Genomic DNA, 24,655 nt, shown 5'->3' on the forward strand with positions numbered 1-24,655 from the left:
TCTCCAGGACGTTCAAATATTTCAGGGTCTTTAAAAGAGGAGCCATTGTCTGTGAGGATGACAGGAAATAACTTGTGGTATAGATCAGCTCCAAGCTGTTCATACAGCCAAAGGAAAACTTCCCTGATATTTTTACGGTTATCGGCTTCAAGCAAAAAAATGAGCATAAGGTTACAGTTACGGAATAACATAGTCAGAAGGACTTTCTCAGATTTTCCACCAGCTCCTTCCACAACATCTAACTCTACAACATTTGTGTCTGGATATTCTTCAAGATATTTTTCAAAATGATGGTATGTCCTGTTTTCCCGGTAGCCGGTGTTTTCAGGGGCTTTTCTGGTCTTGCGACGCTTTTTATAGCGTACTTTGCGGGGGAGGTCCAAATTGATAGCAGTAAAATATCCATGATCAATGTAGTTATACAATGTACGGATGGAACAATCGATAAGATGTTGATTGGAAGCGTAAATATGAGATAATGGCTGCCCTTTAAGGAGAAAAGGCGAAACCAGTTGATCCAATTGTTCCAGCGATTCAGGAGTCTGATTGATACCGGAACGGGAAGAAACCTTGATCTCATTATAAAGGTCATGGGCATAATGGGCACGGTAAAAATAGAAGTCATGGGAACAGGTCCGGATCTGTTTACAGTTATTACAGACGTAAGGTGGTTTTTTAAGTCTGTCACAAAGTATAGGAGTAAAATCACGGCAGTACACGGCGCAGCGTTTGGAACGGCATTTAAAGCATAATGACTGGCAGGAAAGGCTGCCACATACATTTCTTTTTTCACAGAAATGAAAGAACTGGCATTCTGAGCGTTTCTTCTGTAGGTCGTCCTGATAATGAGGAACATGTATGAGATGCCGCCGTATCTCCTTTGAGATGGTAGATGAATCCTTGTTTAACCTCTGAGCGATCTGTGTAAAGTTTTCGCCAATCTGTATACCATGTTCGATAGCAGCACGGTCAGCGAGAGTAAGGTGTTTGTGATTCCCAATATTATTAGTAGCCATAAGTAAATCCTCCTTTGTAATAAAAATGGATCATTTCCGGTGATCGGAGGATATGGGCCAGTGTACCCTGGCATTTGTTATAGGATAGCTTATTGCAGGACTAAGTTCCACCCCTAATTTCAGCAAAAGAACATAAAGGGCTGAGAATGGAAATTAGTTTTTCATTTTAGGTCACAAAATCTTCACAAAATAATTAGCACTCACCTCTTGACAGTGCTAACAAATCGTGTTATATTTCTCCTAGAACAAGAAAAAAGCTACAGCATTTCCGAAACGAAAGTGCCGGAAGTGCTTTTTCAGGAATAGGAGGAAATCCTATGAATATCAGTAAATTTACACAGAAATCCGTACAGGCTGTCCAGGATCTTGAGAAGGTTGCTTATGAATATGGCAATCAGGAGATCGAAGAGGAACACCTTCTGTATACTTTACTTACACAGGAAGACAGCCTGATTCTCAAATTGATCGAGAAGATGGAGATTCAGAAGGAATATTTTGTTGACACTGTTAAGAAAGCTCTGAATGCGAAGGTTAAGGTTCAGGGCGGAGAACTTCGCTTTGGTCAGTATCTGAACAAGGCACTGGTCAGTGCGGAGGATGAAGCCAAGGCTATGGGAGATGAGTATGTTTCTGTAGAGCATCTGTTTCTTTCCATGCTGAGATACCAAAGCCCAAGCATGAAGAAGATCTTTGAGGAGTTTGGAATCACCAGAGAGCGTTTCCTTCAGGCATTATCTACAGTCAGAGGAAACCAGAGAGTTGTCAGTGACAACCCGGAGGCAACCTATGATACCTTGAATAAATACGGTGAGGATCTTGTGGATAAGGCGAAGAACCAGAAGCTTGATCCGGTGATCGGCCGTGATATGGAGATCCGGAATATTATCCGTATCCTTTCCCGTAAGACTAAGAACAACCCGGTTCTCATCGGTGAGCCTGGCGTTGGTAAAACAGCAGCCATTGAGGGACTGGCACAGCGTATTGTGGCAGGAGATGTACCGGAAGGTCTTAAGAATAAGAAGATTTTTGCCTTGGATATGGGTGCGCTGGTTGCAGGTGCCAAGTATCGTGGCGAGTTTGAGGAACGTCTGAAAGCAGTACTTGAGGAAGTGAAGAAGAGCGAAGGACAGATCATTCTGTTTATCGATGAGCTTCATCTGATTGTGGGTGCAGGTAAGACAGACGGCGCCATGGACGCAGGAAACATGCTGAAGCCTATGCTTGCCAGAGGTGAGCTGCACTGTATCGGTGCAACAACTCTGGATGAGTACCGACAGTACATTGAGAAGGATGCTGCACTTGCTCGTCGTTTCCAGCCGGTTATGGTAAATGAGCCGACAGTGGAAGATACCATTTCCATTCTCCGTGGCCTGAAGGAAAGATATGAGGTATTCCACGGTGTTAAGATCACAGACAGTGCCCTGGTTGCCGCTGCCACACTTTCACACAGATACATTACAGACCGTTTTCTTCCGGATAAAGCCATCGACCTTGTTGATGAGGCCTGTGCGCTGATCAAGACGGAACTGGATTCCATGCCGACAGAGCTGGATGAGCAGAGACGTAAGATCATGCAGCTGGAGATTGAGGAGTCTGCCCTGAAGAAAGAAACTGACAACTTAAGTAAAGAGCGTCTGGCTGATCTGCAGAAAGAACTTGCAGAGCTGAGAGATACTTTTAATACCCAGAAAGCTCAGTGGGATAATGAGAAGCATTCCGTAGAGAAGCTCCAGAAATTACGTGAGCAGATTGAGGATATCAATAAACAGATCCAGAAAGCAAAACAGAATTACGATCTGGAGAAAGCAGCTGAGCTGCAGTACGGCGAGCTGCCGAAGCTTCAGCAGCAGCTGGAGGTTGAGGAGAAGCAGGTTAAAGAGAGTGACAGAAGCCTGGTACATGAGGCTGTCACAGATGATGAGATTGCCCGTATCATTTCCAGATGGACCGGTATTCCGGTAACCAAGCTGACAGAAGGTGAGAGAACCAAGCTGCTGGGCCTTGAGGATGAGCTGCACAAACGTGTAGTAGGACAGGATGAGGGTGTTCGTCTTGTAACAGATGCGATCCTTCGTTCCAAAGCCGGAATCAAGGACCCCACAAAGCCGATCGGTTCCTTCCTGTTCCTCGGACCAACCGGTGTTGGTAAAACAGAGCTTGCCAAGACTCTGGCTGCCACATTGTTTGACGATGAACAGAATATGGTCCGTATTGATATGAGTGAGTACATGGAGAAATATTCTGTGTCCCGTCTGATCGGAGCGCCTCCAGGATATGTTGGATATGAGGAAGGTGGACAGCTGACAGAGGCCGTTCGAAGAAAACCGTACAGTGTTGTTCTTTTTGATGAGATCGAGAAGGCTCACCCGGATGTATTCAATGTACTTCTGCAGGTACTGGACGATGGACGTATCACGGATTCACAGGGACGTACGGTTGATTTTAAGAACACAATCCTGATCATGACTTCCAACATTGGTTCTCCATACCTTCTTGACGGTATCGACGAGAAGGGAGATATCAAACCGGAAGCACAGGAACAGGTTATGAATGATCTTCGTGGTCACTTCCGTCCGGAATTTCTGAACCGTCTGGATGAGATCATCATGTTCAAGCCGCTGACCAAGGATAATGTAGGTAAGATCGTAGATCTTATGGTCAAGGAGCTCAGCGACCGTCTGGCCGACCAGGAGCTTTCTCTGGAACTTACAGATGCTGCCAAACAGATGGTAGTGGATAACGGTTATGATCCGGTTTACGGCGCACGTCCTCTGAAGCGTTATCTCCAGAATTATGTTGAGACACTGACAGCCAAGAAGATCCTTTCCGGTGATGTACATGCCGGAGATACCATTGTGCTGGATGTGAGGGACGGAGAGTTTACTGTCAGCACGAAGTAAAAAATAACTCCATAAATTTATGATAGATTGACAAGGAAAAGAACTGTCGGTTCTGATGGGAATCCATTTCAGGATGAAAATCAGAACCAGGCAGTTTTTTTCTGGACAGGGAATGGGATATTTTTATCAGATACTGAAGAAATAAAAAATCCTGAAAAATCTGCTCTGGCTCTTGACAAAAAATAAAATTGGTAAGATAGTAAATCTGATATTTCAGATCAGGCAGCTCTCCAGCAGCATCTGGGATATTGGATAAATATCAGATAAAAGGATGGAAACAGATTATGATACCAAAGGACCCGGTAATGCTTTTAAGTTACGTAAATACACAGCTGCGGGATTTTTACAGATCCCTGGATGCCTTCTGCGAGGACAGAGGACTTAACCGGAAAGAACTGGAGGATAAGCTTGATATAATCGATTATGCTTATGATTCGGCTGTGAACCAGTTTGTATAAGAAAATCAGGAACAGAAAGAAGTACCCGTTTCGAATAAAAAAATGAAGCGGGTATTTTTTTGCGAAAAAACAGCAGAAAATAAATTAGTTTGACAAATTAATTAATAGATTTCAGTTGGGAATTAAAGAAGCTATAAATCTTAAAAAAGTGTAAAATCCACAAAAACCAGTTGCATTTTTTGTGCAGATGTATATCATATATAGTTAGCCGACTAATTAAAAGGAAATGGCCACTGCTTCGTGTATCATTAACAGGGAGCAGGTGTCTGATCGGATGAGAGAGGAGTGACAGCATGTTTTGTAAGGAGGAAGATGAGAAAGAAAAGCAGAGCAGTTTTTTATCTCTGTTTATGAAGGTAGACCGTCATTTTATGACGAAATGCTTTAGTCAGATGCAGGAGCTTGGGATTTATCCGGGACAGATCCCGGTTCTGGGGCTTGTGTCCGGACGGGATGGCCTGAGTCAGCGGGAAATTGCAAAGATCCTGCATATCAAGCCGCCTACGGTAAATGTATCGATACAGAGACTGGAGAAAGCAGGCTTTCTTTATAAGAAACCGGATGAAAAGGACCAGCGTGTGACCAGGATCTACATGACAGAAAAGGGAAAGGAAATCAAGGCAAAAGCACTGGAACGGATCCATAAAAATGAGGCTGTAATGATGGAAGGCTTCAGTGAGGCGGAACAGTGCCTGCTTCGGAGATTTCTGGAGCAGATCCTTGTAAATATCGAAAAGATCCAGCCGGAGGAAGCCATAGAAAAGCTTCAGCCGGATGAAATGACAGAAAGGAAGGAACAGAAACGTGATTAAACTGATGAAATATCTGAAACGATCTGCAGGTTACATCGTACTCATCATTGCGCTTCTTTTTCTTCAGGCATACTGTGATCTGTCCCTGCCGAATTACACATCCAATATCATTAATGTGGGAATTCAGCAGAACGGTATTGAAGACAGTGTTCCTGAGAAGATCAGAAAGACGTCCATGGACAGTCTGAAGCTGTTTATGGAAGAGGATGATGCGAAAACTGTGGATGGATTTTATGAGGAAGAGGGAGATGATCTGGTATTAAAGGATAAAATCTCCAAAAAAGACAGAGAAGAACTCAACGATATCTTTGGCAAACCGATGGTGATCGTTTCTACTCTGACGTCCGACAATGAAGAATCAAAGGCAGCTCTTGCAAAAATGGGAATCCCGGAAGGGACTGATCCGCTGGCGGCTCTTTCTCAGATGCCTGCAGAGGCTCTGGCTGCTATGAAGGAGCAGGTCGGAGAAAAGATCGACAAGATGCAGGAATCCATCATCACACAGGCAGGTGTTTCCTATGTTCGTGCAGAATATGAAGCTATGGGTGAAGATGTGGACGCCATACAGATGGATTACATGAAGTCAACAGGTATCAGCATGGTGCTTATGGCATTTGTCACTATGATGGCTGCAGTATGTGTGGTATTTCTTTCATCCAGAGTTGCGGCATCTTTCGGACATGATCTCCGAGGGCTGGTTTATAACAAAGTCATAGGTTTTTCCAGCAGAGAGTACCATAAGTTTTCAACAGCGTCCCTGATCACACGATGCACGAACGATATCCAGCAGATCCAGCAGGTAATGGCTATGATGTTCCGTATCGTGCTTTACGCGCCGATCCTTGGAATCGGTGGTGTGATCCGCGTGCTTCAGAGAGATTCCTCCATGACATGGATCCTTGGGGTGGCCATTGTACTGATCATGGCATTTATGGGACTGCTGTTCAGGATCGCAATGCCGAAATTTACAGCTTTGCAGACCATGGTAGATAAGCTGAACCTGGTAACAAGAGAAATCCTTACCGGTATTCCGGTTATCCGTGCATTCAGCCGGGAGAAACACGAGGAGGAGCGTTTTGAGGATGCAAATATCACTCTGACGAAGACAAACCTCTTTGTAAACCGTTGTATGACATTTATGATGCCGGTGATGATGCTGATCATGAACGCAGTTTCTGTACTGACTATCTACAGCGGTTCCTATGCGGTAGACAGCGGAAGCATGCAGGTTGGTGATGTTATGGCGTTTATCCAGTATGCAATGCAGATCATCATGTCATTTTTGATGATCACAGCAATGTCTATCATGCTGCCGAGAGCAAATGTATCTGCACGCCGTATCAACGAGGTACTCGAGACAGAAGTCAGTGTCCAGGATCCGGAGGATCCGGTACAGCCTTCCCAGGATGTGAAGGGTACTGTAGAATTTGATCATGTAAGCTTCGCATATCCGGAGGCAGGAGAGAATGTTATCACAGACATTTCTTTCAAGGCAGAAAAAGGTGAGACAGTAGCAATCATCGGAAGTACAGGAAGCGGTAAGAGTACACTGATCAATCTGATCCCGCGTTTCTATGATGCAACAGAAGGATCTGTGAAAGTGGATGGCGTGGATGTCCGGGAAATGACACAGAAGGATGTCCGTGACAGGATCGGTTACGTTCCGCAGAAGGGTGTACTTTTCTCAGGAACCATTGATTCCAATATCCGTTACGGAAAGACAGAGATTTCGGAAGATGCAGTGAAAAAAGCAGCAGGGGTTGCACAGGCTACGGAATTTATCGACACCAAGCCGGAGCGATATAAGACTCCGATCGCACAGGGGGGAAGCAATGTTTCCGGTGGACAGAAGCAGAGGCTTTCCATCGCCAGAGCTATCGCAAAAGATCCGGAGATATTTATCTTTGATGACAGCTTTTCCGCACTGGATTTCAAAACAGACAGCACACTTCGAAAAGCGCTGAAAGAACATACAAAAGAAGCAACAACCATTATCGTGGCACAGCGTATCAGTACGATCTTAAATGCAGATAAGATCCTTGTACTGGACGATGGACATATGGCAGGGATCGGAAGCCATAAGGAGCTGATGAAGTCCTGCGAGGTATATCGCCAGATTGCCATGAGTCAGTTATCAGAGGAGGAATTGGCATGAGTCAGCAGAGAAGAAGAGGCCCGATGGGCGGACACGGAATGCAGCCAACAGAGAAGGCCAAGGACTTCAAAGGCTCCATGAAAAAGCTCTTTGGCTATATGGGCAGATATAAATTCCGTTTTATCCTGATGTTTATCTTTGCAGTGGCAGGTACAGCGTTTAATATTGCAGGCCCGAAGATACTTGGAAAAGCTACCACAGAGCTGTTCAATGGTCTGGTTGCCAAGGTAAACGGCACAGGCGGTATTGATTTCGGTAAGATCGGAATGATCCTTTTGTGGACTTTGGGACTGTATGTGGCAAGTGCATGTTTTTCCCTGATCCAGGGCTTTGTCATGACGGGGATTTCAAATGATGTCACATACAATCTCCGAAAGGATATTTCAAAGAAGATCAACCGTCTGCCAATGAATTATTTTGAAAGTAGAACAAACGGTGAGATCCTTTCTAGGGTGACAAATGATGTGGATACCCTGCAGATGAGCATTAATCAGAGTATGACACAGCTGATCACATCCGTAACAACACTGATCGGTGTATTTATCATGATGCTTTCCATCAACGTGTGGATGACACTGGCAGCAGTGCTGATCCTGCCGGTTTCCATGTTTATCATTAATAAAGTAATGAAACATTCCCAGAAATATTTTCAGGCACAGCAGGAGTATCTGGGAAAAGTAAATGGTCAGGTGGAAGAGAATTTCGGCGGCCATGATGTGGTAAGAGTATTCAACAAAGAGCAGGATGTGCTGAAGGAATTTGAGCATGACAACCAGAAGCTTTATGAATCTGCATGGAAGTCACAGTTCTTTTCTGGAATGATGATGCCGATCATGCAGTTTGTGGGAAATCTGGGATATGTGATGGTGGCACTTCTCGGAGGGATTTTTGCCATCAAAGGAACTATCGAGGTTGGAGATATCCAGTCTTTCTTCCAGTACATCCGTAACTTTACACAGCCGATCCAGCAGATCGCCCAGGTTACAAACCTTCTGCAGTCCTCGGCGGCAGCTTCTGAGCGGGTATTTGAATTTCTTGAGGAGCCGGAGGAAGAGCTTCAGCCGGAGAACCCGGATTCCATTGAGGGACTGGAAGGAAATGTACAGTTTGAGCATGTGAAATTCGGTTATAATCCGGATAAGATCATTGTAAATGATTTTTCCGCAGATGTGCATGACGGTCAGAAGATCGCCATTGTAGGACCTACAGGCGCAGGAAAAACGACGATCGTAAAGCTGCTGATGCGTTTTTATGATGTAAATGACGGAAGCATCAAGGTTGACGGACATGATATCCGGAACTTCAACCGCAGCAATCTCCGTGAGATGTTCGGAATGGTGCTGCAGGACACCTGGCTGTTTTCCGGAACCATTATGGAAAACATCCGCTACGGAAGACTGGACGCAACGGATGAAGAGGTGATCGCAGCAGCAAAAGCGGCCCATATCCACAACTTTATCATGCAGCAGCCTGGCGGCTATCAGATGGTCCTGGATGAGGAAACCAGCAATGTTTCTCAGGGGCAGAAACAGCTGCTTACCATTGCAAGAGCGATCCTGGCAGACAATAAGATCCTGATTCTGGATGAGGCCACATCTTCCGTTGATACAAGAACGGAAATGCAGATCCAGAAAGCTATGGATAACCTGATGAAGGGCAGAACCAGCTTTGTTATCGCCCACAGACTTTCTACCATTAAGGATGCAGATCTGATCCTGGTGATGAAGGACGGAGATATCATTGAGCAGGGAAATCATGAAGAGCTGCTGGCACGGAAGGGATTTTATGCGGATCTGTATAACAGTCAGTTTGAGAAAAAAGAGGCTCAGGCATAAGATAACCTGAGTATTGGGCAGGATTACAGCACCGGAAATGTACTTCCATCCGAAAAACGGATCGGCCACGTTTCCGGTGCTTTTTTTGCGGATTTTTTTCAGGTTAATGTGGTGAATAAATATTGTATAATTCATATAAAAATGATGGGAATAATAATATAAATTATATGAAAATAGCACAAAATCGTAAGAAAGTACAGTCTGTTCGGAAGAATAAAGAGGAATTCCATGATTCATACAGTATAATAGGATATATCGAGTGTGTGGAAAAACTACAAACTGGAAAATGCGGAATGTTAAAGAGAAGAGAGGTATTTTTATTATGAAACAGAAAGCAATGGATATGAAACTTGTAGTAAAACCGTTGGTTGGATGTCTGACACATACACATTTCTGGGAGGGACCATGTCGTGCCGGACATAAAGAGGATATGACTGTTGAAGCTGAGACAAAAGCAGCTGATGAGGCATTCAAAAATTCAGTTAAGGGATTACAAGGGGTTATTGATGAGGTAGAATTCACGGAGCCTGTGGATGTCCGCTATAATGAGTCTTTTGTTGTAGATAAAGACCTTTTTGCAAAAATCGGAGAGGATGTTGATGAGATCGATTGCTTCCTCTGCATGGGATGGAGAATTCCTAAGCTTGAGCGTTTCGGAAAGCCGGTCGTTATCTGGCAGAACGGAAACGAAGGAATTGATTTTGCAGCATACTGCCGTTCCATCGGAGTAGAGGCATATGTATGTATGGATCTTCAGGATGTGAATGAGATCATGCATATTCTCTGGGTAAGAAAAGCAGTTCGCAATACAAGGGCGCTTGTACTGACAGCAGGATCTCAGCCTACATTCGGAATTCAGAGTCTGATCCGCGATCCGGAGATCCTTCGTCAGCGTTACGGAGTTGAAGTGGTGAAGCTTCCATTTACATCCATTTTCAAATATATGGATGAGATCACAGATGAGGAAGCAAAGCCGATTGCAGATAAGATCATTGCTGGATCTACTGATACACAGGTAAACACAGACTGGTTTATCAATGACGTGAAATATTATCTGGCTGCCAAAAAGATGATGGATATTTATGACTGCAACGCTTTCTCAACCGCATGTCATGAGCTCTGTACAACAGAAATCCCGCAGAACCGTAAATTCACACCATGTATGTGTCATTCCATCATGAAAGACGAGGGAATTCCAAGCGGATGTGAGGAAGACCTTAACGCATTGATGGCCATGCTGATCATGCAGTATGCCGGAAAACGTCCGGCATTCATGGGTAACCCGAACCACGAGACAGACGAGCTTCTCCGCATCCACCATGCAGTACCGGCTCTTCAGATGAACGGTTATGGAACAAAACCGCTGGCATACAAACTCTGGGCATTCACAGGCCAGGGATTCGGTGGAAAACTGCAGGTTGACTTCACAGAGAACGATGATGATTATATCACACTTGGACGTTTCAATCCGGCAGGCGATACCATGTGCATCAAGAAAGGCAAGGTTATCCGTTCTGAATATGCAGATACATACTGCAGTCCGTTCTACTACATCCAGATGGACGATGCAAGAGAATTCATGCACAATCTTGCAGGATTCGGACATCATCAGGTGCTGATCTTCGGTGATTACACAAAGATGATCAAGAAGATTGCAAAAATTATGAACTTCAATATTCTGGAAGGATGATTGGATGATATATCTGAACAACGGGGCAACTTCCTGGCCGAAGCCCCCTGCTGTTTTGGAAGCTGTGCAGGCGTGCCTTAGCGGCACGCCTGCTTCGCAGTTCCGGGGCGGCAGCTCGATCATGAAAAAAGATGTGGAAGTACTTTGCCGGGAAAAACTGGGACAGCTCCTTGGAATCAGGGAAACAGAGAGAATATTTTTTACATCAGGGGCAACAGAAAGCATGAATACAGTCCTTGGGGGGCTGGACTACGGTGAAAAAGGCAGTAGCATCCTGGTAACGCAGACAGAGCATAACAGTGTGCTACGTCCGGTATATAATCTGGAACAGCTGAGAGAACATCCGGTGCTGGTAGTGAAGTGTATGATAAACGGGACAGTGACGGAAGAAGCCCTGGAAACAGCAGTACGACCGGACAGCCGTGTGCTGATCGTGAACCACTGTTCCAACGTGACAGGCTGTGTGCAGGATATGGAGATGATCCGGGAATTTGTAAAGAGACATGGACTGATCCTGATCGTGGATGTGTCGCAGAGTGCTGGCTGTATCCCTGTTGATGCAGATAAATGGGAAGCAGATGCGCTTATTTTTACAGGCCACAAAAGTCTGATGGGAATTCAGGGAACCGGCGGATTTTATGTCAGGAGCGGAATTGAGCTGAAGCCTCTGAAATATGGGGGAACCGGAAGAAACAGCGCACAGCTTACCTACGAGAACAAAGATTATGAGTATGAGGTAGGAACTCAGAACATGCCGGGAATCACAGGACTTCTGGCTGGGGCGGAGTTTATTGAGCAGACAGGACTTGCGGCAATTATGGAAAAAGAAGCTCGTCTAATGGAAATGCTTTATTGTGGTCTGGAACAGATAGAGGGTGTAAGGAGCTACGGAAACCATGACGTATGCAGAGGACCTGTGATGAGCCTGAATTTTCAGGGACTGAAAGCTTCGGATGCCGCGTATATTCTGGAAAGCGGATATGGGATCATTGTCCGTTCAGGGCTTCACTGTTCGCCATTGATCCATAAGGCAATGGGAACAGAAGAGGGCGGAACTGTGAGAGTAAGTGTTTCGTGGTTTACGGAGGAGAAGGATATAAAGGAATTTTTAGGAGCTGCGAAGGAAATAGCAGCATCTGTGGCACGGAATATTTAGCAGGCAAGTTACAGAGCAAATTTATACGGATGTATTACGAAGAACGATCACAGGAATCAGTCATATAGGGCAGACAGTAGATCCACGGGAAATCTGCCTGTAAAGGAAAGGGGAATACACGATTATGAAAATAATAGGAAAACAGCCTTCCAGGGAAAAATGTGCAGAATCCGGCTGGTTTGCCTGGGATTATCTTCTGGATGAACCGGTAGAGCGGGAATTCATTCTGAAGCTGAGACCATTGGGTGGATTCACATATCTTGATATGCTGAAACAGCCGTTTTTTAAGATTGACAGCGATTACTATATGATAAAAGGAATTCAGGGTAATGATTATTTCCGCATTGCTGTCCATGGGAAGCACGAAGATCAGCTGGAAGAGTTAGAACGAACTATCACAGATTGCATGGAAAAATAATATCTGCTATAATATTGTGAGCGTAAGAAGACACTGGAAAAGCTGCCGGTCCTGCCGGAAACAGCTGATGCGATGACAGTGTCTGCGTTTACAGGAGGCAGAATTTGCGATTAGAGAGAGACAACATACCCCTTGACAAAGAATTTCCTTTTCAGATTTCAGAGGTGGAACTGACACCGGAGAACAGTCGGCCTGGAAGTTATCACTGGCACAGCTATTTCGAGATCACCTGTGTGTTGGGGGGCAAGGGAAATTATTTTGTAAACGGGCAGGAATATACAATGGAAGAAGATGACATCATCATCTTCAATAATGTGGAGCCTCATGGATGGAAGCTGATCGGTGGAGACATGAAGCTTCTTGTGATGATCTTTTCACCGGAATTCGTGGCCGAAAAGCTGAGTATTTTTGATACGGAATATCTGAAGCCGTTTGTTGAGAGAGGAAGTAATTTCAAGAACCGTATCGGCAGGGAAGAAGAGGTAAGCGGAGAGATCCGTTCCAGTATCTGGGAGATCTATCACGAATGGCAGCAGAAAAAAGAAGGCTATCCGCTGATGATCAAGGCGAATGTACTTCGCATCCTTACCATGCTGATCCGGGCTTATCAGGATGAGAGCAAGTCAGGGGAAATGCTCCGTGAGAAGAAAAATGCAATGAAGCGTCTTGAGCAGGCTTTTAATTACATAGATGATCATTACTGTGAGAAGATCACTCTGGAAGAAGTTGCTTCTTCCGTATATATGAGTTCCAACTATTTTTCTTCTTATTTCCGTAAGGTGACAAATATCAGTTTCAGCGATTATGTCACAAGGATGAGGATCAACCATGCGCGTGAGCTTCTTCGGGAAACAGATAAAAATGTTACGGAAATCGCCATGGAATGCGGATTTAATAATATTTCCAATTTTTACAGACTTTACAAAAAACACGTGGGGAAACCGCCGAAAGATGAGAAGCAGAAGAAACAGTAAAAATAGTTAAAATTCATGAGCGGATAAGTCATAGACGGAAATCAGGCTTCGATGTTAGGATAAAAGTAAGAAATTTTGTCCTGATATCGGAGCTTTTTTATTAGAAAGGCTCCGATATCAGAAACGGAATATTAATGTCTGATTTACCGGACAGATAAGGAGAAGGGAAATTATGGTTAAAACAGATAGCTATGTACAGTTTGAAGCAGGAAAGCTGACATACCGGGTGGTTCCGGTGACAGAGGAGATCATCCGCATGATCGTTTCCGGAAAAGAGATCAAAGAGGCACAGGACTCCCTGATCATTGAGAAAAAAGAATATCCTGAGGTTGATTTTTCAGCAGAGGAAAATGCAGGAAGTATCATTGTGAAAACTGTGAAAGTTTGTGCAGAGATCAACACTGCATCCGGTGATATCATCTGGAAGCATGCAGACGGAAGCAAGTGGCTTTCCCAGAAGAAACCGGAACTGACTGAAACAGATGTGATCCACTATAATACAGGCGATGAGGAGCCGATCATCAACCGTGTAAAGACAGTTGACGGTGAGAGGAATTTTATCCAGAATCTGAAAGCTGAGAAAGTAAGAACAGCATATCGTGGAAAACTGTTCTTCACATGGAAAGAGGATGAGGAAATCCATGGGCTTGGCCAGGCAGAGGAAGGTATTTACAATTACAGAGGTCACTGCCAGTACTTATATCAGCATAACATGCGTATCCCGATGCCGGTTTTGGTTTCCACAGAAGGATATGGAATTCTTGTTGACTGCTGTTCACTTATGACTTTTAATGATGATCTGAAAGATTCCTATCTGTTTCTGGATACTGTAGATCAGATCGATTATTATTTTATGGGCGGTCATACTATGGATGAGATCATCCATGATTACCGTTATCTTACAGGCAAGGCGCAGATGCTGCCGAAATGGGCTTATGGCTATGTACAGTCCAAAGAGCAGTATTACACGGCAAAAGAGCTTCTTGAGATTGTTCGCCACTACCGTAAGATCGGGGTTCCGCTTGACTGTGTGGTACAGGACTGGAATACCTGGGATCCTGGAAACTGGGGCGAGAAGATCCTGGATCAGAAGCGTTACGGAGATATGAAAGAATGTGCGGAGGAAATCCACAAACTGAATGCCCATACCATGGTTTCCGTATGGCCGAATATGAATGCAGGCGGCAAGAACCATACAGAGTTTTTTAAGACTGGTCATCTTCTTTATGATTATGCGACTTATGATGCTTTTAATGAAGAAGCGAGAGAAATGTACTGGAAACAGGCACAGGAAGGACTTTTTGACCAGGGCTTTGATTCCTGGTGGTGCGATTCCACAGAACCGTTTTCCGGTCCTGACTGGAATGGTGCAGCAAAGAGAGAGCCATGGGAAAGATATGAGCTTGTCGGCGGTGAGCACAAGAAATATCTGGATCCTGCTGTTGCCAATGCTTTTGCACTGATGCATGCAAAGGGAATTTATGAGAATCAGAGAAAAACTACAGAAGAGAAACGAGTTCTTAACCTGACACGTTCCGGCTATGCTTCCGGCCAGAAATATTCTGCAATGCTGTGGTCAGGCGATACCTGTGCATCCTGGGATAATCTTAAGACACAGATCGTGGAAGGCCTGAATATGGGACTGAGTGGATATCCATACTGGACACTGGATATCGGCGCTTTCTTTACAGTTGCTGATAAGTGGCAGAACCGTGGATGCGGCTGCAACACAGATCCGGAGCCGAAATGGTTCTGGCAGGGCAAATATAACGAAGGTGTGAAGGATAAAGGATACTGTGAGCTGTATACAAGATGGCTGGAGATGGGAACCTTCCTTCCGATGTTCCGTTCCCATGGAACTGATACACCAAGAGAAATCTGGAACTTTGGTGAAAAAGGAACCATGTTCTATGATGCCATCGAGAAGTTTATCAAGCTCCGTTATCATCTGATGCCGTATATTTATTCCCTTGCAGGTGCTGTACATTTTAATGATTATACGATTATGAGAAGCCTTCTCTTTGACTTCCCGGAGGATAAAGAAGCACGCAAGGTTGAGAATGAGTTTATGTTCGGACCGTCCCTTCTGATCTGTGCTGTTACAGAGCCGATGTATTACGGACCGGAGAGTACTGAGCTCCATAGAGAGAAAACATGGAAATGCTATCTCCCGGCAGGTACGAAATGGTACGATTACTGGACAAACAAGGAGTATGAAGGCGGCCAGTACGTAACCGTAGATGCTCCGATCGACCGGATGCCGATCTTTGTAAAAGCAGGAAGTATCCTTCCTGTTGCAGAGGGACTTGTATATGCTTCCCAGAAACCTGAGGAGTCGGTGAAACTTATGGTATATCCAGGTGAAGACTGCAAGTTCACTATTTATGAGGATGAGGGAAATAACTACAATTTTGAAAACGGTGCTTATGCAACAACAGAGCTTACCTGGGATGATAAAACAGGAACTCTGACTGTTGGCGGGCGTCAGGGAAGTTATCCGGGAATGGAAGAAGTTTCCTATGTGACTGAAGTTGTAAAATAAATAAGCGATAATAAGGAAAGACTGTCTGAAAAGGTGCCTGGCATCTCTTTGGGCAGCCTTTTTTTACTCTATACATCGTGACGGCTTTCGGGTATAATTCTGTAATAAGGCATTTTTATGCCTGAGAAAAAACAACAGAAACGGGAGGATTTTACCATGATCATAACAACAACGCCATCTGTAGAGGGAAGAGCAATCCGTGAATATAAAGGAATCGCATTCGGAGAAGTGATCACAGGAGTAAATTTCATGAAAGATCTTGGAGCAGGTCTTCGGAATTTCTTTGGCGGCAGAAGCGCCGGTTATGAGGAAGAACTTCAGAAAGCCAGAGGAGAAGCCCTGGCAGAGCTGGAGCAGCGTGCAGGTGCAATGGGAGCTAATGCAGTGATCGGTGTGGATATTGACTACGAAGTGCTTGGTGCAGATAATGGAATGCTGATGGTAACAGCAAGTGGAACTGCTGTAGTGGTGGATTAAGGCTTATGGCAGCGGTAAAAAACGGACGTGAATACCTTTCACATGTGACAGAGACATTGAAGCACAGGATCGCACAGCTGGATGAATCCATAGAGGTCGGGCAGAAAGAAATCGAAGGTATGCATGAGTACTACTGGGAAAACTATACAGAGATGGACCAGTACGGATATGAGAATTTTGATAACCAGCAGGCACTTCTCCATGAGATCAATGCCAGCAATGAGAAGATCGAACTGCGTCGGAGATTCAGGAAGATGATGGATTCACCGTTTTTCGGAAGGGTGGATTTCTGCTATGAAGGAGAAGATGAGCCGGAGATATTTTATATCGGAATTGCGAACCTGGCTGAGGAGAACGGCGGACTTCCGTTGATCTATGACTGGAGAGCACCTGTGTCCGGACTGTTCTATGATTTTGACAAGGGACCGGCTTCCTACCAGGCTCCGCTTGGCGAGATCCACGGGGATATTGCTGCCAAGTGGCAGTACAAGATCCGCGGTGGAAAAATGATCTATGAGTTTGAGAGTGATGTGAAGATCGACGATGAGATCCTGAAGGCAGAGCTTGGAAGCAACGGTGATGTACAGCTGAAGAATATTATCCGCACGATCCAGAAGGAGCAGAATGCGATCATCCGAAACACTTCGGATCGTATCATGGTGATCCAGGGAGCAGCAGGAAGCGGAAAGACTTCCATTGCCCTTCACAGGATCGCTTATCTCCTGTATCATGACAGGAAAAATCTGAAATCTTCTTCTGTGCTGGTGCTTTCACCGAATGGGGTGTTCTCGGACTATATTTCCCATATCCTGCCGGAGCTTGGCGAGGAGAATATCCGGGAGATGAGCTTTGACCTTTTTGCATACAAGAGACTGAAAAATGTTGTTTCTGACTGTGAAGACAGATATGATCTGATCGAGCGTCAGATTGCAGGATTATGCGATGAAAAGCTTCTGAAAGAGAAACTGTCACGGGATTTTCTGGATCGTATGGAAGGATATCTGGTGGAGCTTGAGGACAGCCTTATGAACTTCCGTGATGTGGAACACAGAGGCGTGGTCAAAAAAGAGCAGGAGATCATAGAGCTTTTTTACTTTAAATTCATGGATATCCCGCTGCTTTCCAGAATGGATGCAGTAGCAGAATATTTCATTGATGAGGTGGAGACTCTTAAGGGATTCGATCTTCCGGATGAGGAAAGGGAGGCTGTGAAGAACCGTTTCTACAGGATGTATGAGACAAGAGATCTCTATGTGCTGTACAACCGTTTCCTGAGACAGGAGGGTTTTCCTTCTCTTCCACAGGTTCAGTATGAAAAAAGAAAGCTGCGCTATGAGGATGTGTATCCGGTTTTGTATCTGAAATATCGGCTGGAAACTCAGCAGGAGGATTCCGGTGTGCGCCATCTGATCGTGGATGAGATGCAGGATTATTCCATGATCCAGTATCTGATCATTCAGAGACTCTTTAAATGCAGGATGACTATTCTTGGGGACAGAGAACAGACTATGGACGGCGAGCAACAGGATGTGCTGACATTTCTGCCTAAGATATTTGGAAAAGATATACGCAGGATCGTGATGAACAAGAGCTACCGTAATACTGTTGAGATTGCGTCTTATGCCAATAAACTGGCGGGAATTACGGAAGTGGAGCTTTTTGAACGTCATGGAAAACCTGTTGTGGAAAAAGAATTTCCGGGGCTTGAGGAGGCACTGGAGAGCGTAGTGAGAGAGCTGCGGCTTGAGAAGCAGGCAGTCATAGCTGAGAATGCAGATGAAGGTGTTGAAGATATTATTTCATATGAAACAGCAGCAGTGATCGCAAGAACTGCAGATGAAGCAAGGGAAACTTACTACATTCTGAAGGAGAAGCTGGAAGCAGAAGGCTTTGATACCAAGGAGCGTTTGTCCCTTCTTCACAGAGACAGCACAAACTTCCAAAAAGGCCTGACTGTCACAACATTCTACATGGCAAAGGGTCTGGAGTTTGATCAGGTATTTTCTGTATTTCCTGGGGAAGACCGAAGTCCGATCGTGGAGCGGGCGAGATATATTGCGGCGACGAGAGCTCTTCATGAATTGTATATGTATGAAGTTGTGAAATAAAATATAAAAAGTCATTTCAGAAGCCGGATGCTTTGGGAACAGAGCATAACCGGACGTCGTGAAATGACTTTTTTGTTTATATATACCTGGAAAATTTATTAACTGATCTGCTGGCTCTCTCCCTCATCTTTATATTCCAGAGGGCTTTTCCCTGTATGTTTCTTAAAGATCCTGCTGAAATATCCCTGGTCGTGATAGCCGCACATTTCACCGATCTGTTTTACAGAAAGGGAAGGCTCATGGATCAGCAGCTTCTGTGCATGGCTCATCCGGAGATTGATCAGATATTTGGTAGGGGTGCAGTCATAGACCTGACAGAAGATTTTGGTCAGGTAGCTGGGACTGTAGTTCATGGTTCCTGCAATCAGGTTCAGGTTGATATCCTCTGCATAATTCTGTACCATGAAGTTCTTGAGAAGCTCTGCAATCTGTCCCGGTGACATGCAGGAAGCACCTGGGGCGAATACGGTTTCGTAGTCATCACGTTTGATCTGAAGTTCCTGTTTGATCTTAAGGAGAACATTTTGGAGTTCGTCCGGATCTACAGGCTTCAGAAGGTAATCAGAAACCTTCAGCGTGATGGCTTTTTTTGCATATTTAAAATCAGAAAATCCGCTGGTGATCACAAATTTCGTAAAGGGAAACTGATCACGGATCCTGGTGAGCAGGGTGATTCCGTCCATGACGGGCATCTTGATATCCGTAAATACCACATCCGGGCTCATCTGTTCCACCAGCGAGAGGGCCTGTGCACCTGTCTGTGCTGTGCCGATCACCTGAAAATCAGGATCTGCTTTTTCAATCTTATGTACCAGATTATTCAGAAGAAGTTCTTCATCTTCTGCCACAATAACAGTATAGTTCATAGTATTATTCCTCCGCATCTGTCTGAAAATACCGTCCAATAGAAACAATTCCGTGGCCGTCCGCTGTATTTCCATACCTGAAAATTATGTCATCTTTGCAGAAGAGTTTCCAGCGGAGAAATACATTGACAGTGCCAAGACCGTTGATCTTCAAAGCAGGCATGCCGGGATTTCGAATGGCATTCATGATATCTGAATTTATTTTTTTCTTGGCTTTTTCAGTGAATCCCGGTCCGGTGTCTGTAACATCGATCTGCCAGCTGTTTTGGTTTATTGTACTGCTGATTGTGATAGTCCATGGCGGTTCGCAGTCAGAACCATATTTGATAGCGTTTTCCACAATAGGCTGGATGATCAGCTTCGGAACCGGCTGATCCAGAAGAGATTCATCTACATCAATGGAATAATTCAGACTGGACTGGTAGCGGACCTTCATGCAGTAGAGATATTTCTGGACATAATCAAGCTCTTCGCGGAGTGTTACAGTTGTTTCAGCAGTATTGGTAATATAACGCATGATCCTGGAAAGATTGCGGCACATTTTTTCCACGGTATCCGTATCTCCGTTTTCTGCAAGCACCATAATGCTGGAAAGAGAGTTGTAATAAAAATGAGGATTAATCTGACTCTGCAAAGCCATGCTGCGTGCTTTCATTTCCTGCTCCTTGGCTTCGTTAAGCTGAGTCATGGAATCTTTTAGGTTATCGCTCATCAGCTGGAATGCCTGATACAGTTCTTCCAGTTCATTGACGGAAACCGGATAGGAAGTGACTTTTTCCTGGCCGAGAGTGTCCAGTTCCATACGCTGGATAATGTGCTTCAGGTGTTTCACCGGTTTTACTACAGAGCGGGAAAGCCTGTAGGAAATGATTACTGCTGCGGCAAGAAAAGTAGCAACAACAGCCAGAAGGATCTTCAGCATTTTGTATGCAGGGGCAAGGATCACAGATTCCGGTTGGATAGTCAGATAAGTGTAGCCTGTATATGCGGAATTCAGTCTGGAGACGTATTCTTTCTGATCTGTGACGGGACTCTGTATGGTAAGGGTATCCTGGTCAGAATCAGTAAGTTTGTAATATTTTGAAATATCATTGGTATCGTCGGCTGTGATATCATAAGGATAGATAAGATCGCCGGACTCATTGAAAACATAGACACTGGCAGCATTTCCGTGATTTTTTTTCTCATAGGAAATGATGCTCTTAAAGATGGATTTACATTGTTTGGCGGTTTCAATCACGCCGACACCACGGCCGTACTGGTTGGTGAAGGAGCGGTACAGGGAGATGAACCACTGGGGATAGCGGGCAGATTTTGAATAGACGTAAGTGCTGTAAGGAGCTGTCAGGACTTTTTTTCCGTTGGCTTCACGGGCTTTCTGGATCCATTCATTATGAGAGTCGTTGCTTTTTTTGACCATGGTGGAAAGGCCGGCCTGGAGCACATATCCGGAGAAATCATAAAGATTTACCTGATCTGCTTTCAATTCAGTGCCGCTTAAGGAGATAAAAAGATCGGACATGGCAGAAAGCATTTCATCGGAAATATTAAGGTCAAATTTCTGGTCGAGAACGGATTTCGACATGTTGCTGTAATTGATGTTTACAGATACAGTGTCAAGATTCTGGATTGCAGAGTCTACCTGGGACTGAAATGTGGAATTTAAGGTGCTCATGGCACTGATCTGGCTTTTCTTCAGCTGCCCGGATGAAAAAACATAAAAGAATATGGCAAAAGAAAAAAGGATCAGGCAGGCCATGCCAAGATAGGCGATAAAAAGTTTGGACTGCAGACTGCGTGTTTTCATATTGGTAAGCCCCCTGTGTGTGAAATGGTCGTGCAAAACATTGGCTAAAAGTATAGCACATTTGTAAAAAAAGTACAAACCGTAAAAATGTAATTCTGAAATAGTGCTTGAAAATGTCAATAGAAACTTGTGTATAGTTACGGAAAATATGAAAAAAGTATAATAAACTGTGAAAAAAGTACAAATACAGGGCAGGAATATCCATGGCTTTTAAAATGATCAGATGATAAACTAATATCATCAAGAGAGAACGAAAAATCAGTTCAAAAAAGGAGGAAACATTAATGAAAAGAAAGAGATTTCTGGCAGTAGCCTGTGCAGCAGCAATGATCGCTTCCATGACGACAGGACTTGCAGTGAACGTATCTGCAGCGGATGAGAAGAGCGATTTCGCAGGCGAGGAGCTCAGCATCCTGGTTTCAGCAGGATGGATGGACAATCGTTACGATGAGACAATTAAACGTTTTGAGGATACCTACGATGTTACCGTAGACCTTCAGACAATTCCGGCTGATCAGTATTCAGATCTTCTTCAGTCCAAACTTGCTACAGATTCCTGTGCAGATATCTTCTGGATCCAGTCCAACCCGTTTGCAATTGAATCTACCATCGTTGATCCTGAGAAATACTGCATCGACTTTACAGGAGCTTCCTGGGAGAATGTTATGCCGGAGACAAGAAAAGAGTCCTGCGTATACAATGACAAACTGTACGGACTTCAGATCTGGAACGCATCTCCGGAGTATGTAATGGTTTACAACAAGACACTGTTCGAAGAGAACGGCTGGGAAGTACCGACAACATATGATGAGCTGAAAGAACTCTGCGGTAAGATCCAGGATGCAGGAATCACACCTTGGTTCATGCCTGGTGCAGATGGATGGCAGCATCAGCTGGCATTTTTCCAGATCGGCGGCGTTTATGAAGAAGCAACACCTGGTCTTTATGACGAATTAAATGAAAACAAAGCAACATTTGCAGATAACGAGAAGATGCTTGAAGTTCTGAATGAGTTCAAAGAACTCTCTGATGCAGGATACTTCGGAGAAGACTGGATCGGAACAGACAGTACAAACATGTCCAACGAATTTGGTGACAGAAACTGTGCAATGGCACTTGCAAATTCCAGTTTCATCAAACAGATCCAGGAAGACACAGGCACATCTGATGAGTTTGGAATGTTCCTTGAGCCACTTGGCGACAATACCTGGTATCCAAGCAGCAACTCCGGCCCGACAATGTTTGGTTACAAGGGAACAGAGCATGAGGATCTTGTAAAAGAGTTCTTCAACTTCGTTACAACAACAGAGAGCCTTCAGGAAATTCTTGATAACTCTCCGGCATACACAAACCTTGACGTTAACGATGACAAGCTTGAGCAGCACTGGCTGCCGGAGGAGCAGGAGTTCCTTAAAACAGTTCCGGATGACAAGAAGGCTGTTGTAACACTTCAGACAGGTACAAAATATACAAACGATTACTGGACACAGTTTGGTCAGGATATGGTTGCATTCTGCCAGGGCGAGATGGAAGCAAATGATGTTCTTAAGAACATGGATACCAACCGTGCTGAGGCAGCAAAAACTGTAGGCGACGAGAACTGGAAATAAATAACAGAACTTAAAACTAGTTGACCCGAAGGCAGAGCCGGTATTTGCCGGCTCTGTTTTAACTTAAAACAGGAGGTGCTTTCTGTGAATAAGAAGAGAATCTATCCACAGTGGTTTCTGATACTGCCGTTGGCATTATATATTATTTTTTTCCTGCTTCCCAGTGTAATGGGTGTTGGTTACTCCTTTACAGACTGGAACTCCAGAAGTGTTCTTAATGGTACTCATTTTGTGGGACTGCAGAATTTTGCTGAGATTTTTACATCAGATAAGTCTTATCTGAGCGGTATTGGCAATACATTGAAGTTTACTATCATTTCCAACATCGTTAAGCTGATCCCGGCTCTTCTGATCGCGATTATGCTTCAGGAGGGACTTAAAGGCAAAGGGCTTTACAGAACATTGCTCTACCTGCCGTCTATTCTGCCTTTTGTAATCATTGGTCTTGTATTTAAATCCATCCTGAATTATAATAACGGACTTTTAAACACACTTCTTGATGCATTCCATCTTGGAATCTTCAAACAGAAATGGCTGTCTGATCTGGCTATTGTATGGAAATCCATCTATGGTGTAGATGCGTGGAGAGGCATTGGTTATGTCATGACTATCTTCCTTGCAGGTCTGAATACGATTCCGAAATCTTATTATGAGGCTGCGCAGATCGATGGTGCAAACTTCTGGCAGAGACTTCGGTATGTAACACTTCCGATGCTGAGTGGTGCTATCATGATCAACCTTGTATTTGGTATTACATATGGTCTGAAAGTATTCGATATTGTTTATGTACTTACAAACGGCGGTCCTGGACATGCAACAGAGGTTCTTACAACTTATGCATTCCAGCTCTATTCCAGAGGCCAGTATGGAATGTCTTCTGCATTGAATACTGTTCTTCTTGTAATTACAGCGATCATAGGTGTATTTATTGTTAAGACATTAAGTAAACAGGAGGTACAGCAGTAATGGCAAAAAAAAGAATTCAGAATTTATTAAAACATGTTGTATGTATCCTGCTTTGCTTATGTGTCGTGCTTCCATTTTATATGGTATTGATCAACTCTTTTAAGACAAAAGCAGAGGCAGCCAGAATGAGTCTGGCACTTCCTACAGAGTGGGTATTTTCCAACTACTCTGAGGTTATTGAAAAAGGAAGCCTGATCCAGGGATTCCTGAACAGTTTTGCATATGCGCTGATCGCTACAACACTTGGCGTTGTACTTTGTGCAATGGCTGCATTTGTCATGTGCCGTAAGAGAACAAAGTTAAATGTATTTCTGTATTATTTTGTACTTTGTGGACTGTTTTTTCCGGTCAACTATGTAACTCTGGTACGTGTACTCAGTACACTGCACCTGAACGATACAAGAGTTGGCATTATCATGGTATTTACCAGTGCAATGATTCCGTTCTGTGTATTTACCATCCGTAACTTCGTAATCTCTGTCCCGGTTGAGCTGGACGAGGCTGCTGTTATCGACGGCGCAGGCCCGTTAAGCCTGTTCTTCAAGATCATCATGCCGCTTCTGAAACCAACTATGGTAACATGTTTTATCCTTCAGTTCATGACAGTATGGAGTGATTTCCTCACACCTTTGTATCTGTCAAGCAAGAGCCGTCTCTTCCCGATGACAATGGCTGTATATCAGTTCTTCGGAAAGAACAAGAGTTACTGGAACTATATTTTTGCTGATATCGTACTTACCTGTATCCCGGTTATCATTGTTTACATGATCGGCCAGAAATACATCGTAGGTGGTATGACATCCGGTGCGGTAAAAGAATAAAGAAAAATATTATAAGAATTATAAAAAAGCACTGCGAGATGAAA

Annotated in this window: 18 protein-coding genes; 15 read left to right on the forward strand and 3 right to left on the reverse strand. The window is 44.3% G+C overall.

What is annotated here, in order from left to right; all coding sequences use genetic code 11:
• A partial coding sequence (locus DWX61_RS14875; protein WP_147419631.1) for a helix-turn-helix domain-containing protein occupies window positions 1-1,016 on the reverse strand: 1,016 nt, incomplete at its 3' end.
• Window positions 1,017-1,333: 317 nt separating this feature from the next.
• Here DWX61_RS14875 and clpB point away from each other — a divergent pair.
• From clpB to DWX61_RS14935, 12 genes are all read left to right on the forward strand, one after another.
• Window positions 1,334-3,916: an ATP-dependent chaperone ClpB gene (gene clpB / locus DWX61_RS14880; RefSeq protein ID WP_118626103.1), complete on the forward strand. Its 2,583-nt coding sequence runs from the start codon at window positions 1,334-1,336 to the stop codon at window positions 3,914-3,916.
• A 284-nt stretch (window positions 3,917-4,200) separates the two neighbouring features.
• Entirely contained in the window at window positions 4,201-4,374 is a 174-nt protein-coding gene (locus DWX61_RS14885) for a DUF4250 domain-containing protein (protein WP_118626179.1), read from the forward strand.
• Window positions 4,375-4,667: 293 nt separating this feature from the next.
• Window positions 4,668-5,186 (forward strand): MarR family winged helix-turn-helix transcriptional regulator, encoded by a 519-nt coding sequence (locus DWX61_RS14890; RefSeq protein ID WP_227573847.1) that lies wholly within the window; start codon window positions 4,668-4,670, stop codon window positions 5,184-5,186.
• The gene (locus DWX61_RS14895; protein WP_118626105.1) at window positions 5,179-7,341 is read left to right on the forward strand and encodes an ABC transporter ATP-binding protein; all 2,163 of its coding nucleotides are present in this window, start codon (window positions 5,179-5,181) and stop codon (window positions 7,339-7,341) included. The genes DWX61_RS14890 and DWX61_RS14895 overlap by 8 nt, the downstream gene beginning before the upstream one ends.
• Window positions 7,338-9,176: an ABC transporter ATP-binding protein gene (locus DWX61_RS14900; protein ID WP_118626107.1), complete on the forward strand. Its 1,839-nt coding sequence runs from the start codon at window positions 7,338-7,340 to the stop codon at window positions 9,174-9,176. Before DWX61_RS14895 ends, DWX61_RS14900 begins: the two co-directional genes overlap by 4 nt.
• A gap of 322 nt (window positions 9,177-9,498) precedes the next feature.
• Window positions 9,499-10,866 (forward strand): hypothetical protein, encoded by a 1,368-nt coding sequence (locus DWX61_RS14905; RefSeq protein WP_092068733.1) that lies wholly within the window; start codon window positions 9,499-9,501, stop codon window positions 10,864-10,866.
• 4 nt (window positions 10,867-10,870) lie between these two features.
• Entirely contained in the window at window positions 10,871-12,022 is a 1,152-nt protein-coding gene (locus DWX61_RS14910) for an aminotransferase class V-fold PLP-dependent enzyme (protein WP_118626109.1), read from the forward strand.
• Window positions 12,023-12,146: 124 nt separating this feature from the next.
• The gene (locus tag DWX61_RS14915; RefSeq protein WP_110103239.1) at window positions 12,147-12,440 is read left to right on the forward strand and encodes a hypothetical protein; all 294 of its coding nucleotides are present in this window, start codon (window positions 12,147-12,149) and stop codon (window positions 12,438-12,440) included.
• A 104-nt stretch (window positions 12,441-12,544) separates the two neighbouring features.
• Complete coding sequence (locus DWX61_RS14920) at window positions 12,545-13,414, forward strand: AraC family transcriptional regulator (RefSeq protein ID WP_092068404.1); 870 nt, start codon at window positions 12,545-12,547, stop codon at window positions 13,412-13,414.
• A gap of 172 nt (window positions 13,415-13,586) precedes the next feature.
• A complete protein-coding gene (locus DWX61_RS14925) occupies window positions 13,587-15,956 on the forward strand; it encodes a glycoside hydrolase family 31 protein (protein ID WP_118626111.1) in 2,370 nt (789 codons plus the stop codon).
• Between the two features lie 156 nt (window positions 15,957-16,112).
• Entirely contained in the window at window positions 16,113-16,433 is a 321-nt protein-coding gene (locus tag DWX61_RS14930) for a putative heavy metal-binding protein (protein WP_015527228.1), read from the forward strand.
• A 5-nt stretch (window positions 16,434-16,438) separates the two neighbouring features.
• The gene (locus tag DWX61_RS14935; protein ID WP_118514259.1) at window positions 16,439-18,541 is read left to right on the forward strand and encodes a HelD family protein; all 2,103 of its coding nucleotides are present in this window, start codon (window positions 16,439-16,441) and stop codon (window positions 18,539-18,541) included.
• 98 nt (window positions 18,542-18,639) lie between these two features.
• On the opposite strand, the gene DWX61_RS14940 is transcribed toward DWX61_RS14935, so the two are convergent.
• Together DWX61_RS14940 and DWX61_RS14945 are read right to left on the reverse strand one after the other, a co-directional pair.
• Window positions 18,640-19,407 carry a response regulator transcription factor gene (locus tag DWX61_RS14940; protein WP_118368961.1) on the reverse strand — a complete coding sequence of 256 codons (768 nt, stop codon included), beginning with the start codon at window positions 19,405-19,407 and terminating at the stop codon, window positions 18,640-18,642.
• A 4-nt stretch (window positions 19,408-19,411) separates the two neighbouring features.
• The gene (locus tag DWX61_RS14945; RefSeq protein ID WP_118626113.1) at window positions 19,412-21,214 is read right to left on the reverse strand and encodes a sensor histidine kinase; all 1,803 of its coding nucleotides are present in this window, start codon (window positions 21,212-21,214) and stop codon (window positions 19,412-19,414) included.
• Between the two features lie 284 nt (window positions 21,215-21,498).
• Between DWX61_RS14945 and DWX61_RS14950 the strand changes: the two genes are divergently transcribed.
• The 3 genes from DWX61_RS14950 (at window position 21,499) to DWX61_RS14960 (ending at window position 24,611) form a co-directional block, all read left to right on the forward strand.
• On the forward strand, window positions 21,499-22,824 hold the full coding sequence (locus tag DWX61_RS14950) for an ABC transporter substrate-binding protein (protein ID WP_015527223.1): 1,326 nt from the start codon (window positions 21,499-21,501) through the stop codon (window positions 22,822-22,824).
• An 84-nt stretch (window positions 22,825-22,908) separates the two neighbouring features.
• Window positions 22,909-23,790, forward strand: a complete 882-nt coding sequence (locus DWX61_RS14955) for a carbohydrate ABC transporter permease (RefSeq protein WP_226843038.1) — start codon at window positions 22,909-22,911, stop codon at window positions 23,788-23,790.
• A complete protein-coding gene (locus tag DWX61_RS14960) occupies window positions 23,790-24,611 on the forward strand; it encodes a carbohydrate ABC transporter permease (RefSeq protein WP_118626115.1) in 822 nt (273 codons plus the stop codon). The genes DWX61_RS14955 and DWX61_RS14960 overlap by 1 nt, the downstream gene beginning before the upstream one ends.
• Window positions 24,612-24,655: the final 44 nt, after the last annotated feature.

The organism is Ruminococcus sp. AF20-12LB, from assembly GCF_003478985.1.
Taxonomy (GTDB): domain Bacteria; phylum Bacillota; class Clostridia; order Lachnospirales; family Lachnospiraceae; genus Blautia_A.